This is a genomic window from Bradyrhizobium sp. 160 (genome assembly GCF_023073735.1).
Taxonomy (GTDB): domain Bacteria; phylum Pseudomonadota; class Alphaproteobacteria; order Rhizobiales; family Xanthobacteraceae; genus Bradyrhizobium.
Window position 1 is genome coordinate 382,009 of the sequence record NZ_JADPKD010000054.1, and the last position, 21,756, is coordinate 403,764.

Genomic DNA, 21,756 nt, shown 5'->3' on the forward strand with positions numbered 1-21,756 from the left:
CCGATGTCACCACAAGGAGATGCCGCCATGAGCGCGAGCGCCAACAAGAAACTGATGCAGGATATCTTTGCCGCCGCCGCAAACCCTGATCCCGCTGCGCGCGACCGCGTGCTGTTCGCCGCGAGCCTTGCCGACGACGCCAAATGGGTCGTGACCGGGCAATATTCCTGGTCGCGCACCTTCGCGGGCAAGGAGGCGATCCTCAACGATCTGCACGGCTATGTCCGCACCCGCCTGCGTGACCGCACGCGCACGGTCGCCCACCGCTTCATTGCCGATGGCGATATCGTCGTGGTGGAAGCCAAGGGCGACAACGTCACGCCCGAAGGCGTCCGTTACGACAACGATTATTGTCTCGTGTTTCGCCTGGAGAACGGCAAGATCAAGGAGATCCGGGAATATTGCGACTCGGTCCTGACCGAGAAGGCGCTCGGTCCTTTTCCGCAAGCGGGCAGGAGGGCAGCGAGCTGAATGGATCGAGCCGCGTCACCTCCGCCGGCCGATCTCGTCCGCCAGAGCCGATAACGATCGTGCAGACCTGGCAGACGCTGGTCGAAATGGCCCGCCTCAGGCGCGAGCGGTCTCAGGCACGGTGTCAGCTCGCCGCCATGACCGAACGGGAGCTTCAGGACTGTGGGATAACCCGGGCAGAGATCGCCTACGAGCTGAAGAAGGCTGTCCGGCGGAAATAGAGAGAGCGGGTCCAGGGCATCCCATGCAGCGATCTGCAAGTCGGTGCGGGACGCACGCCAGAACCTTGCGCAACTGCCGACAAAATCAGCAGGTTTCGTCGGCGTTGCCGCGGCGCTGCGTGAAAAATTGGAAGGTTCAATTAACGAGTGTCCCCCATTGTGTCGCGGTGCAGCGTGAGTCGCAAAGACGCGACGCGCGGCTGCCGGGGTGGCCCGTGACGATCGCCGGAATTGTTCGGCCGCTCGAAGTGAAATGCATCTGGGTGGACAGTGGGAATGCCGAAGTTTCGTTTGCGGATCAGGGGACGCCTGTACGCAGGCTTCATGGCCCTTGTGGCGGTCGGTCTGGTGATGACGGTGGTCGCCGTCTGGAATTTGCGGGCGGTGCAGGATCAGGTCGCAAGACAATCCGCGCTCTCGGACAGCACGGCGCGGGTGCTGGAGATATCGGCCCATCTTCAGGCGATTCAGCGCGCCAATCTGCGTTACGTCTACGACGCCAACGAGCCGGCGATGAAAGAGGCGCAAGAGCGGGAGACCGCGGCGACCGAGCTGTTGCAGGTCGGGGCGAAAGGAACGCGCTCGGAGGAGCGGCGAGCGCTCTACAACGGCCTCATCGACGACATCGCCAAAATGCGACGGCTGCGTGACAATCTCGGAGACGCCGTCAACGAGGCAAGAACGGGCAAGGCGACGCTGCTGCCGAGCGGGGAGGAACTGGCCGTCAAAATGGGCAAGCTGGTCGATGCGGCGCGCGCCTCGGCCGACGAGGACACCGCAGCCCTGGTCGCCGACCTCGAATCCAGAATCCTCCTTGTCCGGGTCGCAAACTGGCGTTTTCTGGCAGTGCGTGACGCGCAGGGGCCGGCGAATTTCAGGGCGAGCGTGGACAGGGCAGCGCAACGGCTCGCCGCGATCGAGAAAAGTCCACAGGCGACGGACTTGCGCGCCACGCTTGCGCCGGTGAAGACCTCGCTCGGAATCTACAAATCCGCGTTCGAGACGACATCGGCCGCGATGCTTCAGGCCGACGAGATCTATCACAAGAGTCTCGCGCCCCTCATCGTCGACAGTATCGCCAGGCTCAAGGCCGCGGAAGCGACGCTGAAGAAAGACTATCAGGAATCGCGTAACCATGCCGAAGCTGTGATCGCCGGCACGACGGCCATTCAGGAGATCGCCGGCGGCCTCGCCATCCTGTTCGGCGGCATCGTCGCCTTCCTGATCGCCCGCAGCATCGTCGGGCCCCTGACCTCGATGACGCGCGCGATGGGCCGGCTGGCCGGCGGCAATCTCGATGTCGACATTCCCGGGAGCGGCAAGGCGGACGAGATCGGCGACATGGCCAAAGCGATCCAGGTATTCAAGGACAACATGATCGACACCGAGCGCATGCGCACCGAGCAGGTCGAACTCGAGGCGCGTCAGGCCGAAAACCGCAAGAGAGATATGGTCAGGCTTGCCGACCAGTTCGAGCGGCCGTCGGCGAGATCGTCAACACCGTGTCATCGGCGTCGAACGAGCTGGAAGCGTCCGCCGGCACGCTGACCACGACCGCCTCGCGCGCCCAGGATCTGTCGACTGAAGTGGCATCCGCATCGCAGGAAGCCACCGCCAACGTGCAGGCGGTCGCCTCCGCCACCGAGGAGCTGTCCTCGTCGGTCAGCGAGATCGCACGCCAGGTGCAGGAATCCGCCCGCATCGCGGGCGAGGCCGTGGGTCAGGCGAGCAGGACCAATGACCGTGTCGGCGAGCTCTCCAAGGCGGCCGCCCGGATCGGCGATGTCGTCGAGCTGATCAGCACGATCGCCGGGCAAACCAATCTCCTCGCACTCAACGCCACCATAGAGGCGGCGCGCGCGGGCGAGGCCGGCCGCGGCTTTGCCGTCGTCGCCTCCGAGGTCAAGGCGCTCGCGGAGCAGACGGCGAGGGCGACCGGCGAGATCGGCCAGCAGATTGCCAACATCCAAGGCGCCACCGAGCAATCGGTCGGCGCCATCAGGGAGATCAGCGGCACCATCGAGCGGCTGTCGGAGATTTCCTCGGCGGTCGCCGCCGCCGTGGAAGAGCAGGGCGCCGCCACGCAGGAAATCTCCCGCAACGTGCAGCAGGCCGCGCACGGGACCCAGCGCGTCTCGATCAATATCGGTGACGTGCAGCGCGGGGCGTCCGAGACCGGCTCGGCCTCATCGCAGGTGCTCTCGGCGGCGCGCTCGCTGTCGGCGGACAGCAACCGCTTGAAGGTCGAGGTCGCCAGGTTCCTGAACTCGGTCCACGCCGCCTGAGTCGCAAAAGGCCACGCGCATGTGCGTGGCCTCGTGGACCGGCGCGGCGCGATCAGGCCACTTTCGCCGTCATGTGCTTGAACATGTTGGCGCGGGCCTCGTCGTCCATCTCGGCCTTGAAGGTGAACTTGTCCTTCAACGCGATGGCACGCGCAGCCGCGGGGCGCGCCGAGATCTCGTCCACGAGGCGTTTCACGTTCGGGTATCGCGCAAACGCGTCGTCGCCGAGCTTGAACGGCACCATTCGGGCCCAGCCCCAAAGCGCCATGTCGACGATCGAATAGTCGTCGCCGACCATGTAGCGGCGGCCTTTGAGGTGACCGTCGAGAATCTTGTAGTGGCGATCGGTCTCGTACTGGTAGCGGTTGTGGGCGTAGTCGTGGTTCTGGTCCTTCGGCGCAAAATGCTTGAAGTGCACGGCCTGGCCCGAATAGGGGCCGACACCGGTCGCCACGAACATCAGCCAGGACAGGAGTTCGGCGCGATTGGCGGGCAGGAATTTGCCGGTCTTCTCGGCGAGATAGAGCAGGATGGCATTCGAATCGAACACGATGGTGCCATTGTCATCGATCGCCGGCACCTTGCCGTTCGGATTGATCTTGAGAAATTCCGGCGTGAATTGCTCGCCTTTGCGGGTGTCGATCGCAACCGGCTCGAAGGGCAGGCCGGACTCTTCGAGATAAAGCGCGACCTTGGTCGGGTTCGGCGACCCGTTGAAATAGAATTTGAGCATCGATCATCTCCCCAGGGGTTCGTTGCCGAGAGCGGCGCTGCATCATTGCCGCGAGGCCGCTTTGTCTGACCCGAACCATGCGGATGCGCAACCGGCGAGTTTGCCGGGCGGTATCTGCGCGCGGCGCAGATCAGCCGGCGTAACAAAGACCGATCGCCGCCGTAATGACCATCGCCGCGCCGACCGCTTCCAGGCGCAGCCCGAGCTTGGTCGCGAGATGCATGTCGGAGGCCCCGCGCCTTGCGCTCCGATCCGCGCGCGTAGCCATGCACGATGATATCGTGGTTGAAGTTGTCGTGGGCCTCGTTGCTGCTGGCAAGCCCGACGCAGACCACGAGCACTCCGAACAGGGCGAGGCCAAAAAATCCCAAGAGCGCGATCAGGAACATCGGAAACATGCCGAGCAGGAAGATCGGCAGCAGCGGCACCAGCAGCAATGTCTCGGACTGTCGTCGCATGGGATCCGGACCAGGACGGGGTGCGATGTGCTGATCCTAGTCCTGACGGCGGGCGCGTTCAACTACGCTCGTCGTTCCGGGGCGCGCGAAGCGCGGGCCGGGAATCCATCGTCAACGGGGGCACGGGGGCCAATGGATTCCGGGTTCGCGCCAAGAGGCGCGCTCCGGAATGACCATCGAGAGGGGAAACTACTCCGCCGCCATGCCGGCGCGGATCTCGGCGCGGAGCTCGTCGATCAGCTTGAGGCCCTTCTTGGTCTCGACGTGCCAGTAAGTCCAGCCGTTGCACGCGGCCGAGCCTTGCGCCACGGCGCCGATGCGGTGGATCGAGCCGACCTTGTCCCCTAACATGATGGCGCCGTCGGCACGCACGAGAGCGCCGAGCTTCTTCTTGGCGTCGAACAGCTTCGTGCCGGGCATGATCATGCCGCGCTCGATCAGCTCGGAGAACGCCACCCGCGGCGCTTCGCGCGCGGTCATGAACGGGGCCAGGCTCTCTTCCGGCAGCGGCTCGACGGCCGCGATGCGGGCTTCGGCCGCCTTCGCATAGGTCTTGTCGCGTTCGAACCCGATATAGGAGCGGCCGAGACGTTTTGCGACCGCGCCGGTGGTGCCGGTGCCGTTGAAGGGATCGATCACGAGATCGCCGGGCCTGGAGGAGGACAGCAGCACACGCGCGAGCAGGCCTTCCGGCTTCTGCGTCGGATGAACTTTCTTGCCGTCGGCGCCCTTGAGGCGCTCCTCGCCGGTGCAGAGCGGAATCAGCCAGTCGGAACGCGCCTGCACGTCCTCGTTCGCGGCTTTCAGGGCCTCGTAGTTGAACGTGTAGCCCTTGGCCTTCTCGTCGCGCGCGGCCCAGATCATGGTCTCGTGCGCGTTGGTGAAACGGCGGCCGCGGAAATTCGGCATCGGGTTGGTCTTGCGCCAGACGATGTCGTTGAGGAGCCAGAAGCCGAGATCCTGCATGATGGCGCCGACACGGAAGATGTTGTGGTAGGAGCCGATCACCCAGATCGTCGCCGACGGCTTCATCGCGCGGCGGGCGGCAAGCAGCCAGGCGCGGGTGAAATCGTCATAGGCGGAGAACGAATCGAACTTGTCCCAGTCGTCGTCGACGGCATCGACATGGGATTCGTCAGGGCGCTTGAGATCGCCCTTGAGTTGAAGATTGTAGGGCGGATCGGCAAACACGAGGTCGACCGAACCGGCCTGAAGCTTCGACATCTCGGCGACGCAATCACCGAGAATGATACGATGCGAAGGGGACTCAAAATTTGTGCGGGGCGCCCTTGCAGACGCCCCGCGACGCGACTCTACCATGACTCAAGAACTCTGACTCAGGCGACGCTGTCGGCGACGCGGGACCAAACAACCGACTGACCGTTACATTGAAGCGGCAAAGTAAAAATCGACTTAACCCGCCGCTTTCGTGAGCAGCCTCCGCATCGCGAATTGCGTGCGGGACGTCGCGCGCATTCCCCCTGTTTTATAGTGCAATTCGTGCTTCTTCGCGTCGCGGAAGCAGTCGAGGCTCCAGGAAGGCTCCAAATTTCTCTCGGAAAAAGTTGCTCGAGCCTCGGAAAAATTTGCTGGCATCGGCATGGTGTCGCACTAGGCAATTTTTGCCGGCCACGATATTGATAAAAGCAACGGAAATTTTACGTGTGTGGCGCGTTGAGCTTCAGCAGTCATCCGCGCCGCCGAATTCGAATCAGGGACCCCCAGGGGGAAAAGCCGCCATGCGTTACGACGACTTCCGCCGAAGCGACGACATCGAGGATCGTCGCGACGAGGGTGGTGGCTTTGGCGGCGGAGGAGGCGGGTTCGGGCTGCCGATGGGCGGCGGCGGGCTTGGTATCGGCACCATCATCATCCTCGGCTTGGTCGGCTATGCCTTCGGCATCGACCCGCGCATCCTGATCGGCGGCGCCGAGATCCTCACCGGCGGCGGCCATGCACCGACCTACCAGACCGACCGCCAGGCGTCCTCCGGCAAGCGCGGCGCGCCGACCGACGAGATGGGCAGCATGATCTCCGGCATCCTCGGCGAGATCGACGATCGGTGGAGCGAGATCTTCCAGGCCTCCGGCCAGTCCTACACCGGCCCGAAGATCGTGCTGTTCCGCAATGCCACCAATGGCGGCCGCTGCGGCATGGCGCAATCGGCGATGGGGCCGTTCTATTGCCCGCCGGATCGCACCATCTTCCTCGACACCGGCTTCTTCCGCGAGGTCGAGACGCGCTTCCGCGGCTGCTCCGGCAAGTCCGCCTGTAACTTCACGACCGCCTACATCATTGCGCACGAGGCCGGCCATCACATCCAGAACCTGCTCGGCATCATTCCGCGCGTGACGCGGCTGCAGCAACAGGCTGGCAGCAAGGCCGAGGCGAACGCGCTTCAGGTGAAGGTGGAATTGCAGGCCGACTGCCTGTCCGGCGTCTGGGTCAACCGCGAGGCCAAGAAGCGTCCGAACTTCCTCGAGCCCGGCGACATCGACGCCGCGCTGACCACGGCGAGCGCGATCGGCGACGATACGCTCCAGCGCCAGGCGACGGGCCGCGTCGTGCCAGATTCCTTCACCCACGGCTCGGCGGCCCAACGCAAGCAGTGGTTCATGACCGGCTACCAGCAGGGCACGGTGCAGGCCTGCAACACGTTCGGTGCCGGCGCGTTGTAAGCCGTCATTCCGGGGCGCGCGTAGCGCGAACCCGGAATCCAGAAGTTGCGGCGCGAGGTTCCGGGTTCTCGCTCCGCGAGCCCCGGAACGACGAGCGAGAGTGAAGAATGGCCTCAATCGACGAGACAAAGCAGTTCATCCCGCTCAACATCGCGGTGCTCACCGTGTCCGACACGCGCGCCCTCGCCGACGACAAGTCGGGGCAGACGCTGGCCGACCGTCTCACCGCCGCCGGCCATCAGCTCGCCGCGCGCGAGATCGTCACCGACGACATCGAGGCGATCCGCGCCGTGATCCGCCGCTGGATTGCGGATGCCGGCATAGACGTCGTCATCACCACCGGCGGCACCGGCTTCACCGGGCGCGACGTCACGCCGGAGGCGATCGAGCCGTTGTTCGAGAAGCGCATGGACGGTTTCTCCATCGCATTCCACATGCTGAGCCATGCCAAGATCGGCGCGTCGACGATCCAGAGCCGCGCCACTGCGGGCGTTGCGGGGGCGACCTACATCTTCTGCCTGCCCGGCTCCCCTGGCGCCTGCCGCGACGGCTGGGACGGCATCCTTGCCGCCCAGCTCGACTACCGCACGCGGCCCTGCAATTTTGTCGAGATCATGCCGCGGTTGGACGAGCACTTGCGCCGGCCGAAAGCGCAAGGCGCGACGGTGTAGCCATACTTTCTTCCCTTCTCCCCTTGTGGGAGAAGGTGGCGCGAAGCGCCGGATGAGGGGTATCTTTCCGCACGGCTGCCCAGGGAGATACCGCTCACCCAAGCGAGCCCGTGTCTGACAGTTGACATGCCCTCTCCCGCAAGTGGCGAGGGCACATTTATGCGCACCTCGCTTGCTGCAAGAGCGTTATAGATCCAGCTCCCACGTCTCGCCGACCAGATCGGCACCGAAGCTGTGGTGCTTCTCTTCCTTCACGAGCTTGAAGCCTGCACTTTGATAGATGCTCCGCGCGGCCACGAGGATGCTCTGCGTCCACAGTGTCATCTTGCTATAGCCCCTCTCGCGTGCGCCTTGGATGCATTGTTCGACCAGCGCGCGGCCGACGCCGAGCCCTCGCGCCTTCTTCTCCACCTGCAACAGGCGCAGCTTGGCGATCTCGTCCGTGGCCTTGACCAGAAAGATCGAGCCGACCGGCTCGCCGCCGACTTCCGCGATCCAGCAGTGCTCGCGCGCGGCGTCGTAGTTCTTGATGAACTCTGCGCAGATCTCGGCGACCAGCGCCTCGTAGCTGATGTCCCAATTATAGTCCGCGGCATAGGCGGCGGCCTGTCGGGAGATGACCCAGCCCATGTCACCGACGCGATGGCTGCGCAGCATGAAAGGCGCGGGCTGGCTTCGACGTTGCTCCAGCACGGCCTCAATGGTCGCCATGGCCTGCGTGAGACGCGTTGCATCGCTGGCGGAAAGCTGAGCCAGCATTGCGGCGACCTCATTTTGCGAGCTCAGGTTCAGCTTGGCGAAGGCCTGGCGGCCCTTGGCGGTGAGGCTGAGCTGGTATTGCCTGCGATCTGCGGGCAGGGGCCTTCGCGTGATCAGCCCCTTTTCATCGAAGCTTTGTATGATGCGGCTGAGATAGCCGGGGTCGAGACCAAGCTCGTTTCCGATCTCTTTGGCCGCCAGGTCGTCGCGATGCGCGAGCTCATAGAGTACCCGGGCCTCGCTGAGCGAAAATGGGCTTTTTCCAAGGTGCTGGTCGAGCACACCAAGCTTGCGGGTATAGAAGCGGTTGAAGGCGCGGACCGCTGCAATGTGGTCGTCGGTAGCGGCAATTGACATGGGTCACCTCGATACTTGCCATTGTCAAACAATTATTTGACTTTGACAAGTATCGGGCGGCTTCAGCCGACCATGACGATCCGGCTGCGCAGCATGGTCCGGGACGAGCGGCCGAGCCGCCGGAGCAGCCGGGCCTCGGAACGGCGGGCCTGCGGCGAGTAGCCGCCGATCCGGTCGTAGTGATCACGTGCGATTAAAAGCCCCTGATCGCCGAGCGGCCCCACGAGCTTGCGCGCCGCGGCGTGGAAAATGTCGCGGAGCCCGGTGTTGGCGTAGGGCGAGCGCGCATAGCGAAACACCGCCGCGCGATCGCGGCCGCTGCTCGAGACGGCCTGGATGAACTGGGTGGTCTCCTCGATCCAGCCGGTTTCCAGCACCGCGCCAGCGGGGAGGAACATCAGCCATGGCGACCGGGCCTGGAGGGCGCCGGCGGCGCGCGCGGCGCCTTGCGAAGATCCCTCGAAGCCGATGAAGCGGCAACCTGCGACATCGGCGACGCGCTCGATGACACCGTTGCCGGTGCCATCGACCAGGAGCACTTCCCGGATGACGCCGGCCGCGGCGCCGGGGACGAGCGCGGCCAGCGTTGCGACTGCCGTCTGCTCGACGCCTTCGGTCGGGATGATGACGCTCAGCATGATTGAAGCTTCAATATCTGCACTTCGGAAGAAGCGTAGCTGTTCATGATGTTGTCATAAACACGTGGCGTTGCCGAGTGCAACTTTTCGGCGGGGTTTCGGCATGCAATTGGTAAACCCGCCATCGCCCAAATGTGTCGCGTGCGCGATGGTATTATTGTTGAATGTTTCGGCACAAGCTCATCCGGACCGTATCAACCCGGAGCGATATTGCGCGGCGCAGGGCAGTTCGCAATCGTCCAGTTGAGGATCGGCTGCAACCAGCCGCCGAACGGGAAAGATGTGCGACTTGGGTGCCGATTGGGTGGTGACGGAGGCTTCGCATGAACGCCGATCAACTCGCTGTCAACGCGACGGCAGCAACGCCGAAGCAGGACGCCGCGCCGACCCTGCGGGTTCGCGCCCTGATGCTGGGCGACCGCATCAATGCCTCCGGCCTCGAGATCGGCACGCTGGTGTCCTCGACGCCGGCCGCCTTTCGCGTCCATGCCGGGCTTGTCGTGATCTTCCGCTATGGCGTCGTGGTGCTGATCGGACTTCTGCCCTCCGAGGAGAAGGTGCTGATCGACAGCCTGAAGCCGCGGGTGATCGGCGAGTTCAGTCCGTATGAGGAAGAGACCGCGCAGGCGCAGCTCTGCAAGGACGAGAATGCCGAGGCGATCCAGCCCGGCGGGCCGATCTGCCTCGCCAAATTCTCCGACGACCGGCTGCTCCTGATCGCGGATGCGCTCGCCAAGAGCACGTCGCTGGCCCGCGACGAGCGGCGCGTCGCCGCGGTCTTCGACGTGATCGAGCCGTTTGCGCGGGAGCTCGCCGAGCGCGGCCGTACACCGCGCCGGCGCAAAGGTATATTACGGCTGATCGGCAACGCGCTTCTCGTCCAGCAGCGTGTCGCGGGCCGTGTTGCCGTCGCGGAAAAACCCGACGTGCTCTGGGAGAAGCCCGAGCTCGACCGGCTCTACGCCCGTCTCGAGGACGAGTATGAGCTGAAGGAGCGCCTCGACACGCTCGAGCGCAAGCTCACGGCGGTGTCGGAGACCGCCAACGCGCTGACCGACATCATCGACACCCAGCGCTCGCTCCGCCTCGAGATCGCGGTGGTGGTGCTGATCGTGATCGAGGTCGCGATCGGGTGCTTCCAGATCTGGTCGGGGACGCATTAGAAAGGAGAGCGAGATGCGCGTGACTGCTGCGCCCTCTCTCCTTGTGGGCAGCGCCGCTGGTCGGCACAAGCTCACTTGCAAACTCACTTGGGTGAGAGGTTCTCCCCACGCTCGCCGGTGCGTTGTGATGCGCTGCTTTACCGCATTCTTCGTCATTGCGAGCGAAGCGAAACAATCCAGTGTCCCGCCGAAGAGCCAGTCTGGATTGCTTCGCTTCGCTCGCAATGACGGATTGACGGCCATCAATGACGGATTGACGGCCATCAAAGGCTAATCCGATGCGCCCTCTATTATCTGCAGCACCGTCGCGCAGTGCCGCGCGATCGTTAGTTCCTCATTCGTTGGAATGATGAACACCTCAATAGCGCTATCGCCCCGGCTGATGCGCTCGCGCGCGGCATCATTTGCAGCGGCATCGATCCGCATGCCGAGCCAGGCGAGGCGTTCACTAATTGCGAACCGGATTTCCTTCGCATGCTCGCCTATGCCGCCCGTGAAGATCAGGCAGTCCAACCCTCCAAGCGTAGTCGCCAGCATGACGATCTGCTGCGTCGCGCGGAGTACGAAGAGATCGACCGCCTCCCGCGCTGCGGCCTCGCTGCTCGCCAGCAGCGTGCGCATGTCCGCGGAGATGCCGGAGACGCCGAGCAGGCCTGACTCGTGATAGAGCAAATCTTGGAGGTCGTCGACCGGCATGTTCTCGTGCTGTTGCAGATAGAGCAGCACGCCGGGATCGATCGTGCCGCAGCGCGTTCCCATCACGAGGCCGTCGAGCGGCGTCAGCCCCATCGTGGTGTCGATACTGCGGCCATCGTGCAGCGCGCACAGGCTCGCGCCATTGCCGAGATGGGCGATGACGGTGCGCTTTGCGGCGAGCTGCGGCGCGATTGCCGCGAGGCGCCCCGCGACATATTCGAAGGAGAGGCCGTGAAAGCCATAGCGCCGCACGCCGCGCTCCTCATAGCGCCTCGGAATGGCGAAGCGGCGCGCGGGCGGCGACAGGCTGTGGTGGAAGGCGGTGTCGAAACAGGCGATCTGCGTCAGAGCGGGGCGGGTCGCCTGGATGATGCGGATCGGCTCCAGGCAACGCGGCTGGTGCAGCGGGGCCAGCGGGGTCAGCGCCTCCAGCTTGGCATAGACGTCGTCCGTTAGCGCGACGGGGCCGGAGTAGTCCGGCCCGCCGTGGACGATGCGGTGGCCGATGGCGCGCAGGCGATGCTCGCGGAAATGCTGGTCTACGAAGGTCAGCACGTCGGCGAACAGATGACCGCTGTCCGTATCCGACGCGTCCCTTCGCGTCTCGAACAGCTTCTCGCCCGCCGGGCGCTTCAGCACGAGGCGGGGCGTTGCCTCGTACTCGTCGAGCAAGCCGTTGCAGAGCAGGGCGGGGCCGGACGCCGGCAGCTCGAACAGCCCGAACTTGATGCTCGACGATCCGGAGTTGAGCACAAGGACAGTGTCCGACATGGCTTCAGTCGCCGGCTTCGGCTGGCGTGTTGCCGCCGGCGCTGTTCGGCCAGACCCAGTCGCGGACCTCAGGCATGTCCTCGCCATGCTCGCGGACGTAGCGGGAATGTTCGATCAGCTTGTCGCGGAACTGTTGCTTGACCTGCGCAGCCCTGGTCGCAAGCCCCGGCACGCGCTCGATCGCCTCGATCGCGAGATGGTAGCGGTCGAGCCCGTTGAGCACGACCATGTCGAACGGCGTCGTCGTGGTGCCTTCCTGGGCAAATCCGCGCACATGCATGCCGGTATGATTGGTGCGGTTATAAGTCAGCCGGTGAATGAGATAAGGATAGCCGTGATAGGCGAAGATCACCGGCTTGTCCGATGTGAACAGGCTGTCGAAGTCGCGGTCGGAGAGGCCGTGCGGATGCTGCGCCCGAGGTTGCAGCGTCATGAGGTCGACGACGTTGACGACGCGGATCTTCAACTCGGGCAGCGCCTTGCGCAGCAGGTCGACGGCGGCGAGCGTCTCCAGTGTCGGCACGTCGCCCGCGCAGGCCATCACGACGTCGGGCTCTGCGTTTGCCTCCTCCGTGCCCGCCCAGCTCCAGATGCCGATGCCGGCGTCGCAATGCGTAGCCGCCTCCTGCATCGACAGCCATTGCGGCGCCGGCTGCTTGCCCGCGACAATGACGTTGATGCGGTTGTAGGTGCGCAGGCAATGATCGACGATCCACAACAGCGTGTTGGTATCAGGCGGGAAATAGATGCGGACGATGTCAGCCTTCTTGTTGGCGACGAGATCGACGAAACCAGGATCCTGATGGCTAAAGCCGTTGTGATCCTGGCGCCAGACATGCGAGGTCAAGAGATAGTTGAGCGAGGCGATCGGGCGGCGCCATGGCAGATCGCGCGTCACCTTCAGCCATTTGGCGTGCTGGTTGAACATGGAATCGACGATGTGGATGAAGGCCTCGTAGCAGGAGAAGAAGCCGTGCCTGCCGGTGAGCAGATAGCCTTCGAGCCAGCCTTGACAGAGATGCTCGCTCAGGACCTCCATCACGCGGCCGTCCTGCGCGAGATGCACGTCGTAAGGTTCGGTTGGCTCCATCCAGACGCGTTCGGTTGCCTCGAACACCGCGTCTAACCGGTTTGATGCCGTCTCGTCCGGGCCCATGATGCGGAAATTGCGCGCCTCGGCGTTCAGGCGAACGACGTCGCGCAGAAATTTGCCGAGCTCGCGTGTGGCTTCCGCCACGACACCGCCGGGCTGCGGTACCTCGACAGCGAAGCTGCGGAAGTCCGGCAGCTTCAGCTCCTTCTTCAACAGCCCGCCATTGGCATGCGGATTGGTGCCCATTCGCCGCTGGCCTTCGGGCGCGAGCGCCTGAAGCTCGGGAATCAGCGCTCCGCTGGGGTCGAACAGCTTGTCCGGCTCATAGCTGCGCATCCAGTCTTCGAGCACCTTCAGATGCGCCGGATTCTCGCGGCAGCTCGCAACGGGCACCTGATGCGCGCGCCAAAAACCTTCGACCTTCTTGCCGTCAACCTCCTTCGGGCCGGTCCAGCCCTTGGGACTGCGCAGCACGATCATCGGCCAGCGCGGTCGCTCGACGCCTTTGCGCCCGTCGCGGGCGTGCTGCTGGATCGAGCGGATGCTGACGAGCGCGACGTCTAGCGCATCCGCCATGGCCTGGTGCATCAATTTGGGATCGTCGCCTTCGACGAACAGCGGCTCATGGCCGAGCCCGCGGAAGAGCTCGCGGATCTCTTCGTTGCGCATCCGCCCGAGCACAGTGGGGTTGGCGATCTTGTAGCCGTTGAGGTGCAGGATCGGCAGCACCGCGCCGTCATGGGCGGGGTTCAAGAACTTGTTCGAGTGCCACGACGCCGCTAGCGGGCCGGTTTCGGCCTCGCCGTCGCCGACGACGCAGGCGACGATGAGGTCGGGATTGTCGAATGCCGCGCCATAGGCGTGCACCAGCGCATAGCCGAGCTCGCCGCCCTCGTGGATCGAGCCCGGCGTTTCCGGCGCCGCGTGGCTCGGAATGCCGCCTGGGAAGGAGAACTGCCTGAACAGCTTGCGCAATCCCTCAGTATCGCGCGCGATGTCGGGATAGATCTCGCTGTAGCTGCCTTCCAGATAGGTGTTGGCAACCATGCCCGGGCCGCCATGGCCGGGACCGCAGACGTAGATCACGTTGAGGTCGAGCGCACGGATGACCCGATTGAGATGGGCATAGATGAAGTTCAAGCCGGGCGTCGTGCCCCAATGGCCGAGCAGGCGCGGCTTGATGTGCTCGGGTCGCAGCGGCTCGCGCAGCAGCGGATTGTCGAGGAGATAAATTTGCCCGACGGAGAGGTAGTTGGCGGCACGCCAGTAGCGATCGAGGAGATCGAGTTCGCTGCTCGCGGCGCGCAGTTGTCGTTGATTTGTCATGTTCTTGCCGACCTTCACCCAGCGATCGTCACCAACATTGTTCCGGCGCGATTGATCCCTTCGCCATGAAACGGGATCGCCGCCCGCCGGTGTTGCGTCAGGTCAAGGGCGCGCGCCCGAAGTTTGGGCAGCGCTACTGTGCATGGGGTTGTTTTCGCGTTTTTGCTCTTGTTCTTGATTTGTTCCGGGCGCATGCTATGTTGGCTTCATGAGTCGAGCATCTTCTCGTGCCCTCAAGCACCCGCCGGTTACGGCGCCCTCCGAGCCGGCGGGTGCGCCTTCTGATTTTCCTGCCGATTTTCCCGAGCTTGGCGTTGCCATCGACCGCGCACGCAGGCGAGGGCGGGGCGCCCAGTCCAACGCGAGCGGCCGTTACGAGGCCGAGGCCCGCGTCGCCTTCGACGATGGCTGGCAGAGCCTGGAGGAACTGCCTCCGTTCAAGACCACGGTCGGGATCGATACCTCGCGCAAGGTGATCACCCGCAACGATTCCCCCGACATCGGTTTCGACCGCTCGATCAATCCCTATCGCGGCTGCGAGCACGGCTGCGTCTATTGCTTCGCGCGGCCGACGCACGCCTATCTCGGCCTGTCTCCCGGGCTCGACTTCGAGTCAAAACTGTTTGCCAAACCCGAGGCGCCGGCGCTGCTCGAGAAGGAGCTCGCTGCCAGCGGCTACGAGCCGCGGATGATCGCGATCGGCACCAACACCGATCCCTATCAGCCGATCGAGCGCGAGCGAAAGATCATGCGAGGCATCCTAGAGGTGCTGGAGCGCGCCGGGCATCCCGTCGGCATCGTCACCAAATCGGCGCTGGTGGTGCGCGATATCGACATTCTCGCGCGGATGGCCAAGCGTAACCTCGCCAAGGTCGCGATCTCGGTTACCTCGCTCGATCCGAAGCTCGCGCGCACCATGGAGCCGCGGGCGGCGACGCCACCGAAGCGACTGGAAGCGCTCAAGCAGCTCTCGGAGGCGGGCATTCCGACGACGGTGATGGTCGCGCCCGTGATCCCCGCGCTGAACGATTCCGAGATCGAGCGCATTCTTGATGCCGCAGCCCATGCCGGCGTCAAGGAAGCCTCCTACGTGCTGCTGCGGCTGCCGCTCGAGGTCCGCGATCTGTTCCGCGAATGGCTGATGGCGAATTATCCAGACCGCTACCGCCACGTCTTCACGCTGATCCGCGACATGCGCGGCGGCCGCGACTACGATGCGAAATGGGGCGAGCGGATGAAGGGGACCGGCCCGATGGCCTGGACCATCGGCCGTCGCTTCGAGATCGCCTGCGACCGGCTCGGCCTCAACAAGCGGCGCTCCAAGCTGACCACCGATCACTTCGCGCGGCCGAAGCGGAACGGCGATCAGCTCAGCCTGTTGTGATCGCGAAGTGGACGAGGCGTAGCATGAGTGAGGAAGCCACCGTGCCGGTGCCGCGGCTGACCGTCGTCACGCTCGGTGTCAGCGACATCCGCGCCAGCATCGCCTTTTACGAGGCGCTCGGTTTCTCGCGCCTGCTCAAGGCGACCGGTGAGGCGGTCGCATTCTACGACACCGGTGGTCCGGTGCTCGCCTTGTATCCCTGGGATCAGCTCGCCGCCGACGCCGGGTTGCCGGACAATCCAAGACCGCCGGCATTTCGTGGGATGACGCTCGCCTGGAACTGCCGGACGCGCGAGGAGGTCGATACGGTGCTGGCTTTCGCTGTCGACAAGGGTGCAGCGCTGCTGAAAGCGGCGCACGAGACCGGTTACGGCGGCTATTCCGGCTATTTCACCGATCCCGATGGCCACCCCTGGGAAGTCGTGATCGCACCCGGCATCGAGGTGGGCGAGGACCGACGGGTGCATTTGGCGGAATAGGGCGGCCCACCTGAATAACGGGAATTGTCTCGGGTTCCAGGTTGCGCTGGCGAAGCCGCTTGCGCACGATCCCCACCATGATTCGGGACAAGTCCGCCAAGAAGCCGGCCAAAGACACGCCTAAAAAAGACGGTGCGAAGAAAGCTGCGCCTGCCAACACGTCGGAAGGCAAGGCGTCGCAAGCCAAGGCTCCGCAAGCCAAGTCGTCGGAAACCAAGGCGTCGGAGGTTCAGGCTTTAACCGGCAAAAGCGCCGGCCGGAAAGGCATCATTGCCGTGGCCCCGCCGAGCTTCCGTCGTGAGCGCGCGCTGATCAAGCGCGGCGTCTGGCCGGTCGCAGGCTGCGACGAGGCCGGTCGCGGACCGCTCGCCGGCCCCGTGGTGGCGGCGGCGGTGATCCTTGATCCCGACCGCATTCCCCGTGGCATCGATGATTCCAAGCGCCTGACGGCCGAGGAGCGCGAAAAACTGTTCGACAAGATCTGCGCCACCGCGCAGGTCTCGGTCGCGGTGGCTTCGCCCGCGCGGATCGACCGCGACAACATCCTGCGTGCTTCGCTATGGGCGCTGAAGCGCGCGGTGGTGGCGCTGCCCGAGGCGCCGCGCCACGTCTTCGTCGACGGCCGCGACCGGCTCGATACGGAATGCGACTGCGAGGCCGTGATCGGTGGTGACGGCATCGTGCTGTCGATCGCGGCCGCCTCCATCGTTGCCAAGGTGACGCGGGACCGGCTGATGTGCGCGCTGGCGCAGGACTGCCCCGGCTACGGCTTCGAGCAGCACAAGGGCTACGCTGTCCCCGAGCATCTCGACGCGCTGGATCGCCTCGGCCCCTCCATCCACCACCGCAGCTTCTTCGCCCCCGTCGCCGCCGCCCGCGCCAAGCACATGCCCTGGACCGTCGAGCCGGCGCAGGATCTGTTCTCTGTCGCGGAGGTCGAGGTGCAGGTGGAAGCCCAAATCGAGATCGACGCGTCTGCGAATCTCTAGGTTTCCTCCGCAGCTTCCCCCATCCGTCAAGCCCGGCATGACGACTTGCGGCGGTTGCCACGACGCGCAGCGCCCTTTATCAAAACAGGTGTGAGCGAACAGGGCCGGCTGGACGGGTTGGCTGCATCTTTCGGACGTTGCATGCGGTTTACCTCCCTGGTCATCGAGCTCATTCGCGCCCGGCCGCGGCTGATCGTGTGGATCGCCGTGCTGCTCCAGGCGGCGATGTGGCTGTTCGTGGCGCTGGTGTTCTACCGCAGCCCGCCCGGCAGTCTGGCGACGCTGCTGGCCTTCGGCCGCGAGTACCAGGTCGGCACCGATCTCGGCCCGCCGCTGCCGGTCTGGCTCGCCGACATGGCCTATCGCGTCGCCGGCGGTCACATGTTCGGCGTGTATGTGCTCGCTGAGCTCTGCGAGATCGCGACCTTCATCGCGCTCTTTCATCTGTCTCGTGCCGTCGTCGGCTCACAGCAGGCGGTGCTGGCCGTGCTGCTGACCATGACCGTGCTGGCCTTCTCCTCGTCCGCGCTCGACTTCGGACCCTTGGTGCTGGCACGGCCGCTCTGGGCGCTGCTGCTGCTGCACTCCTGGCAGATCATCGGCCAGCGCCGCAGCAATGCCTGGTTCGCCTGGTCGATCGAGGCCGGCCTGTTGTTGCTCACGACGCCCGCCGCGATCTTCCTCCTCCTCCTGATCGTCGTCTTCGCGATTTCGACCGCGGGCGGCCGCAGGGCGCTGCGCGGGCTCGATCCGCTATTCGCGCTGATCGTCGTCGCCGTGCTGGCGCTGCCCTATGCGATGTGGCTGATGCGCGCCGAGACATTGACGATGCCGGCCTTGCCGCAACTTTCGGAGCTCAACGCCGGCGTCCTGCACGCAGCCTGGCTGCTCGGCGGGCTCGTGCTTGGGGCGGCGGCGATTCCGGCGCTGATCTTCCTCAACACCGGGATGTTCGCCGGCAAGGGCGAGGAGCCGCCGATCATCTATCGCCCGCCGGTCGAGCCGCTCGCGAGCAACTTCGTCTATTTCTTCGCGCTGGCGCCGCCACTCGGCGCGGTGCTGATCTCCGGCCTGCTCGGGCTCGAATCCGTCGTCGGCGGCGCCGGTGTCATGCTGGTCATGTCCGGGCTTGCCGTGATGGTCGCCGCAGGGGATCTCATCGCGATGCGCCGCGCGCGGATGCTGCGCATGGTCTGGGCCGCCGCAATCATCGCGCCCGCCATCGGCGTCGTGCTCGCCGTCCTGATCATGCCTTGGACCGGCACCGGCGAGATCGCAACCTCGATGCCGGCGCGCGCGATCTCGGATTTCTTCGACGAGAGCTTCGCCCGCCGCACCAATCATCGCCTGCGCGCGGTCGCCGGCGAGACCCAGCTTGCGAGCCTGATCGCGCTGCATTCCGGCCGGCCGCACCTCTTCATCGACGCCGATCCTGCGCGCACGCCGTGGATGAATCAGGCCAAGTTCAGCGAGACCGGCGGCGTCGTGGTCTGGCGCGCCTCCGACACCGCCGGCACCCCGCCGCCGGAGATCCTCAAACGATTTCCCAACATCGTCCCGGAAGTCCCGCGCGCCTTCGAATGGCTGGTAACCGGCCGCCAGCAGCTTTTGCGCATCGGCTGGGCCATCGTGCGGCCGAAGGGGGCGTAGGTCAGTGTCATTCCGGGGCGCGGCGAAGCCGCGAGCCGGGAATCCATTCATCCGCTCACTCTGCCGCTCGATGGATTCCGGGCTCTCGCTTCGCGAGCCCCGGAATGACGGGTGGGTGTGGTTACACCGCGCCTTGCGCCAGCACCTTCGCAACCGCGCGCAGATCCTGCCAGGCCAGCCGCTTGTAGGACGGCGAGCGCAGCAGGTACGCCGGGTGAAATGTCGGCAGCGCACGGATGGTGCGCTGGCCGGTGTCGTAGTCGAACCAGCGGCCCCGGGTGCGCATGATGCCTTCGCGCGTTCCGAGCAGCGTCTGCGTCGAGGGATTGCCGAGCGTCACCAGCACATCCGGATTGACCAGCTCGATCTGACGCTGGATGAAGGGCAGACAGATCTGCGTCTCCTGCGGCGTCGGCGTCCGATTGCCGGGCGGCCGCCAGGGAATGACGTTGGCGATATAGGCGGTGGTGCGGTTGAGCCCGATTGCGCCGATCATGAGATCGAGCAGCTTGCCGCTGCGCCCGACGAAGGGCAGTCCCTCGATGTCCTCGTCGCGCCCGGGCGCCTCACCGACGAACATGATGCGCGCCTTAGGATTGCCGTCGGCGAACACCAGCCGCGTCGCGGTGTGCTTCAGCGCGCAGCCCTCGAAGCTCTGCATCAGTTCGCGCAGTGCATCCAGCGTCGGCGCCGTGCGCGCGGCCTCGCGTGCGGAAGCAATCGCGACGTCGGGCGCAGGGGCTGCCTCGCCGCGCATGAGCGTCGGCGCGGCGGCGGGCCGCGATGGCTCGACCGGCGGTGCCACGCGCGGGGCCGGTGGCGGGGCTTCTAATTCCGCCAGGCGGTCGATCGGTTCCTCGGCGAGCGCGCAGTCGACACCCGCCTCCAGATAGAAGGCGAGAAGCTCGCGGATGGTGGGTGCGGGTTCGGGGATCATGGGAAAGTCTGACTTTTATATCAGCTTGGGCGGTCTTGCACCCCGGCGAAACGTATTTCCGAGGTTGTCCTACCCGGAAAAATCGGAAACAAGAGGGCGCAATCGACCAAGGACCGTCTCAAGGGCTGAGATCAGATGAGCACCGAAGAACTCCCTCCTCGCGAATCCATGGAATTCGACGTCGTCATCGTCGGCGCCGGCCCCTCGGGCCTGTCGGCTGCGATCCGGCTGAAGCAGATCAACGCCGATCTCAACGTGGTCGTCGTGGAGAAGGGCTCCGAGGTCGGCGCGCACATTCTCTCCGGCGCCGTGATCGACCCGGCCGGGCTCGACAAGCTCGTTCCGGACTGGCGCGAGGATGCCGACTGCCCGCTGAAAACCCAGGTGAAGGACGATCGCTTCTATTGGATGACGGCCGGCGGCGCGATCAAGCTGCCGAACTTCATGATGCCGCCGCTGATGGACAATCATCATTGCTACATCGGCTCGCTCGGCAATGTCTGCCGCTGGCTGGCGCGCAAGGCCGAGGCGCTCGGCGTCGAGATCTATCCGGGCTTTGCGGCGGCCGAAGTGCTCTATGACGAGGAGGGCAAGGTCAAGGGCATCGCCACCGGCGACATGGGCATCGGCCGGGACGGCAAGCCGAAGGACTCCTTCACCCGCGGCATGGAATTGCTCGGCAAGTACACGCTGTTCGCCGAAGGCGCGCGCGGCAGCCTGACCAAGCAGCTCATCAACAAATTCGCGCTCGACGCCAAGGCCGAACCGCCCAAATTCGGCATCGGGCTCAAGGAGGTCTGGCAGATCGATCCCGCCAAGCACCAGAAGGGCTTGATTCAGCATTCCTTCGGCTGGCCGCTCGATATGAAGACCGGCGGTGGCTCATTCCTCTATCACTACGACGACAATCTCGTCGCCGTTGGCTTCGTCGTACATCTGAATTACGACGATCCCTATCTGTCCCCATTCGACGAATTCCAGCGCTTCAAGACCCATCCCTCGATCCGCGGCACTTTCGATGGCGCCAAGCGGCTCGCTTACGGGGCGCGCGCCATCACCGAGGGCGGCTACCAGTCGGTGCCGAAGCTGAGCTTCCCCGGCGGCGCGCTGATCGGCTGCGCGGCCGGTTTCGTCAACGTGCCGCGCATCAAGGGTGTGCACAATGCGATGGGCACCGGCATGCTCGCCGCCGAGCACGTCGCCGCGGCGATCGCGGCCGAGCGCGCCAATGACGAGCTCGTGGAATACGAGAACGCCTGGCGTTCCTCGTCGGTCGGCAAGGATTTGTTCCTGGTCCGCAACGTCAAGCCGCTGTGGTCGAAGTTCGGCACCGTGCTCGGCGTCGCGCTGGGCGGCTTCGACATGTGGTGCAACACGCTGTTCGGGGCCTCGCTGTTCGGCACGCAATCGCATCTCAAGCATGACCGCGCCACGCTCGATCCGGCCAAGCAGCATGCACCGAAGAACTATCCGAAGCCGGATGGCAAGATCACCTTCGACAAGCTGTCCTCGGTGTTCTTGTCCAACACCAATCACGAGGAGGACCAGCCGATCCATCTCAAGGTCGCTGACATGAACCTCCAGAAGACCTCGGAGCACGACGTGTTTGCCGGTCCCTCGAGCCGCTATTGCCCGGCCGGCGTCTATGAGTGGATTGAGGAGGGGTCTGGCCCGCGTTTCCAGATCAACGCCCAGAATTGCGTCCACTGCAAAACCTGCGACGTGAAGGACCCCAACGGCAACATTACCTGGGTTCCCCCGGAGGGCGGTGGCGGCCCGAATTACGAGGCAATGTAAGCCGGGATCACATATCCAGACCGGATGTGGCCGGGGTTACGCGACCCCCGGCAATGTGACGCACGTTCGCGTGAAACCGGGGGCCGCCGGAGCGGCCGGCGGCCACGATAAGGCCATAGTAGCGGCGTCTTGGGGCGCTGGTGGCGGATTCACTTGGCCGCGTTGGGACGTGCGGCGGGGATCGCCCGGTCCGAATCCTT

At 64.9% G+C, this 21,756-nt stretch carries 18 protein-coding genes and 1 pseudogene; 11 read left to right on the forward strand and 8 right to left on the reverse strand.

Annotated elements, in window-relative coordinates; genetic code table 11:
- Positions 1 to 27: 27 nt before the first annotated feature.
- From IVA98_RS21390 to IVA98_RS21400, 3 genes and pseudogenes are all read left to right on the forward strand, one after another.
- Positions 28 to 471: a nuclear transport factor 2 family protein gene (locus tag IVA98_RS21390; RefSeq protein ID WP_247300887.1), complete on the forward strand. Its 444-nt coding sequence runs from the start codon at positions 28 to 30 to the stop codon at positions 469 to 471.
- 86 nt (positions 472 to 557) lie between these two features.
- Positions 558 to 692, forward strand: a complete 135-nt coding sequence (locus IVA98_RS21395) for a YjiS-like domain-containing protein (RefSeq protein ID WP_247355494.1) — start codon at positions 558 to 560, stop codon at positions 690 to 692.
- A 276-nt stretch (positions 693 to 968) separates the two neighbouring features.
- Positions 969 to 2,977: pseudogene (locus IVA98_RS21400) on the forward strand (methyl-accepting chemotaxis protein).
- Between the two features lie 52 nt (positions 2,978 to 3,029).
- Here the strand turns inward: IVA98_RS21400 and IVA98_RS21405 are convergent.
- The 3 genes from IVA98_RS21405 to IVA98_RS21415 all read right to left on the reverse strand — a co-directional run bounded on the left by IVA98_RS21405 (position 3,030) and on the right by IVA98_RS21415 (position 5,488).
- Positions 3,030 to 3,710 carry a glutathione S-transferase family protein gene (locus IVA98_RS21405; RefSeq protein ID WP_247300885.1) on the reverse strand — a complete coding sequence of 227 codons (681 nt, stop codon included), beginning with the start codon at positions 3,708 to 3,710 and terminating at the stop codon, positions 3,030 to 3,032.
- Between the two features lie 130 nt (positions 3,711 to 3,840).
- Complete coding sequence (locus tag IVA98_RS21410; RefSeq protein WP_247300884.1) at positions 3,841 to 3,978, reverse strand: hypothetical protein; 138 nt, start codon at positions 3,976 to 3,978, stop codon at positions 3,841 to 3,843.
- 379 nt (positions 3,979 to 4,357) lie between these two features.
- A complete protein-coding gene (locus tag IVA98_RS21415) occupies positions 4,358 to 5,488 on the reverse strand; it encodes a site-specific DNA-methyltransferase (protein ID WP_276576803.1) in 1,131 nt (376 codons plus the stop codon).
- A 419-nt stretch (positions 5,489 to 5,907) separates the two neighbouring features.
- Between IVA98_RS21415 and ypfJ the strand changes: the two genes are divergently transcribed.
- Positions 5,908 to 6,846, forward strand: a complete 939-nt coding sequence (ypfJ, locus tag IVA98_RS21420; RefSeq protein WP_247279644.1) for a KPN_02809 family neutral zinc metallopeptidase — start codon at positions 5,908 to 5,910, stop codon at positions 6,844 to 6,846.
- Between the two features lie 107 nt (positions 6,847 to 6,953).
- Positions 6,954 to 7,517, forward strand: coding sequence for a molybdenum cofactor biosynthesis protein B (gene moaB / locus IVA98_RS21425; protein WP_247300882.1), 564 nt, complete (start codon positions 6,954 to 6,956; stop codon positions 7,515 to 7,517).
- A 186-nt stretch (positions 7,518 to 7,703) separates the two neighbouring features.
- On the opposite strand, the gene IVA98_RS21430 is transcribed toward moaB, so the two are convergent.
- Together IVA98_RS21430 and IVA98_RS21435 are read right to left on the reverse strand one after the other, a co-directional pair.
- The gene (locus tag IVA98_RS21430) at positions 7,704 to 8,633 is read right to left on the reverse strand and encodes a bifunctional helix-turn-helix transcriptional regulator/GNAT family N-acetyltransferase (RefSeq protein WP_247300881.1); all 930 of its coding nucleotides are present in this window, start codon (positions 8,631 to 8,633) and stop codon (positions 7,704 to 7,706) included.
- A gap of 62 nt (positions 8,634 to 8,695) precedes the next feature.
- A complete protein-coding gene (locus IVA98_RS21435; RefSeq protein ID WP_247300880.1) occupies positions 8,696 to 9,271 on the reverse strand; it encodes a glycosyltransferase family protein in 576 nt (191 codons plus the stop codon).
- 323 nt (positions 9,272 to 9,594) lie between these two features.
- Here IVA98_RS21435 and IVA98_RS21440 point away from each other — a divergent pair, with 323 nt between their 5' ends.
- Positions 9,595 to 10,434, forward strand: a complete 840-nt coding sequence (locus tag IVA98_RS21440; RefSeq protein ID WP_247300879.1) for an RMD1 family protein — start codon at positions 9,595 to 9,597, stop codon at positions 10,432 to 10,434.
- Between the two features lie 270 nt (positions 10,435 to 10,704).
- Here the strand turns inward: IVA98_RS21440 and IVA98_RS21445 are convergent, their stop codons facing one another.
- Both IVA98_RS21445 and IVA98_RS21450 read right to left on the reverse strand, forming a co-directional pair.
- The gene (locus IVA98_RS21445; protein WP_247300878.1) at positions 10,705 to 11,901 is read right to left on the reverse strand and encodes an acetate/propionate family kinase; all 1,197 of its coding nucleotides are present in this window, start codon (positions 11,899 to 11,901) and stop codon (positions 10,705 to 10,707) included.
- Between the two features lie 4 nt (positions 11,902 to 11,905).
- Positions 11,906 to 14,320: a phosphoketolase family protein gene (locus tag IVA98_RS21450; RefSeq protein ID WP_247355491.1), complete on the reverse strand. Its 2,415-nt coding sequence runs from the start codon at positions 14,318 to 14,320 to the stop codon at positions 11,906 to 11,908.
- A 208-nt stretch (positions 14,321 to 14,528) separates the two neighbouring features.
- Here IVA98_RS21450 and IVA98_RS21455 point away from each other — a divergent pair, with 208 nt between their 5' ends.
- The 4 genes from IVA98_RS21455 (at position 14,529) to IVA98_RS21470 (ending at position 18,822) form a co-directional block, all read left to right on the forward strand.
- Complete coding sequence (locus IVA98_RS21455; RefSeq protein ID WP_247300876.1) at positions 14,529 to 15,704, forward strand: PA0069 family radical SAM protein; 1,176 nt, start codon at positions 14,529 to 14,531, stop codon at positions 15,702 to 15,704.
- A gap of 23 nt (positions 15,705 to 15,727) precedes the next feature.
- Positions 15,728 to 16,183 (forward strand): VOC family protein, encoded by a 456-nt coding sequence (locus IVA98_RS21460; protein WP_247300875.1) that lies wholly within the window; start codon positions 15,728 to 15,730, stop codon positions 16,181 to 16,183.
- Between the two features lie 41 nt (positions 16,184 to 16,224).
- Complete coding sequence (rnhB, locus tag IVA98_RS21465) at positions 16,225 to 17,172, forward strand: ribonuclease HII (RefSeq protein ID WP_524536395.1); 948 nt, start codon at positions 16,225 to 16,227, stop codon at positions 17,170 to 17,172.
- Between the two features lie 141 nt (positions 17,173 to 17,313).
- Positions 17,314 to 18,822, forward strand: coding sequence for a glycosyltransferase family 39 protein (locus tag IVA98_RS21470; protein WP_247300873.1), 1,509 nt, complete (start codon positions 17,314 to 17,316; stop codon positions 18,820 to 18,822).
- Between the two features lie 121 nt (positions 18,823 to 18,943).
- On the opposite strand, the gene IVA98_RS21475 is transcribed toward IVA98_RS21470, so the two are convergent.
- A complete protein-coding gene (locus IVA98_RS21475) occupies positions 18,944 to 19,759 on the reverse strand; it encodes a uracil-DNA glycosylase (RefSeq protein ID WP_247300872.1) in 816 nt (271 codons plus the stop codon).
- 135 nt (positions 19,760 to 19,894) lie between these two features.
- Between IVA98_RS21475 and IVA98_RS21480 the strand changes: the two genes are divergently transcribed.
- Positions 19,895 to 21,556, forward strand: coding sequence for an electron transfer flavoprotein-ubiquinone oxidoreductase (locus IVA98_RS21480; protein WP_247300871.1), 1,662 nt, complete (start codon positions 19,895 to 19,897; stop codon positions 21,554 to 21,556).
- Positions 21,557 to 21,756 lie beyond the last annotated feature (200 nt).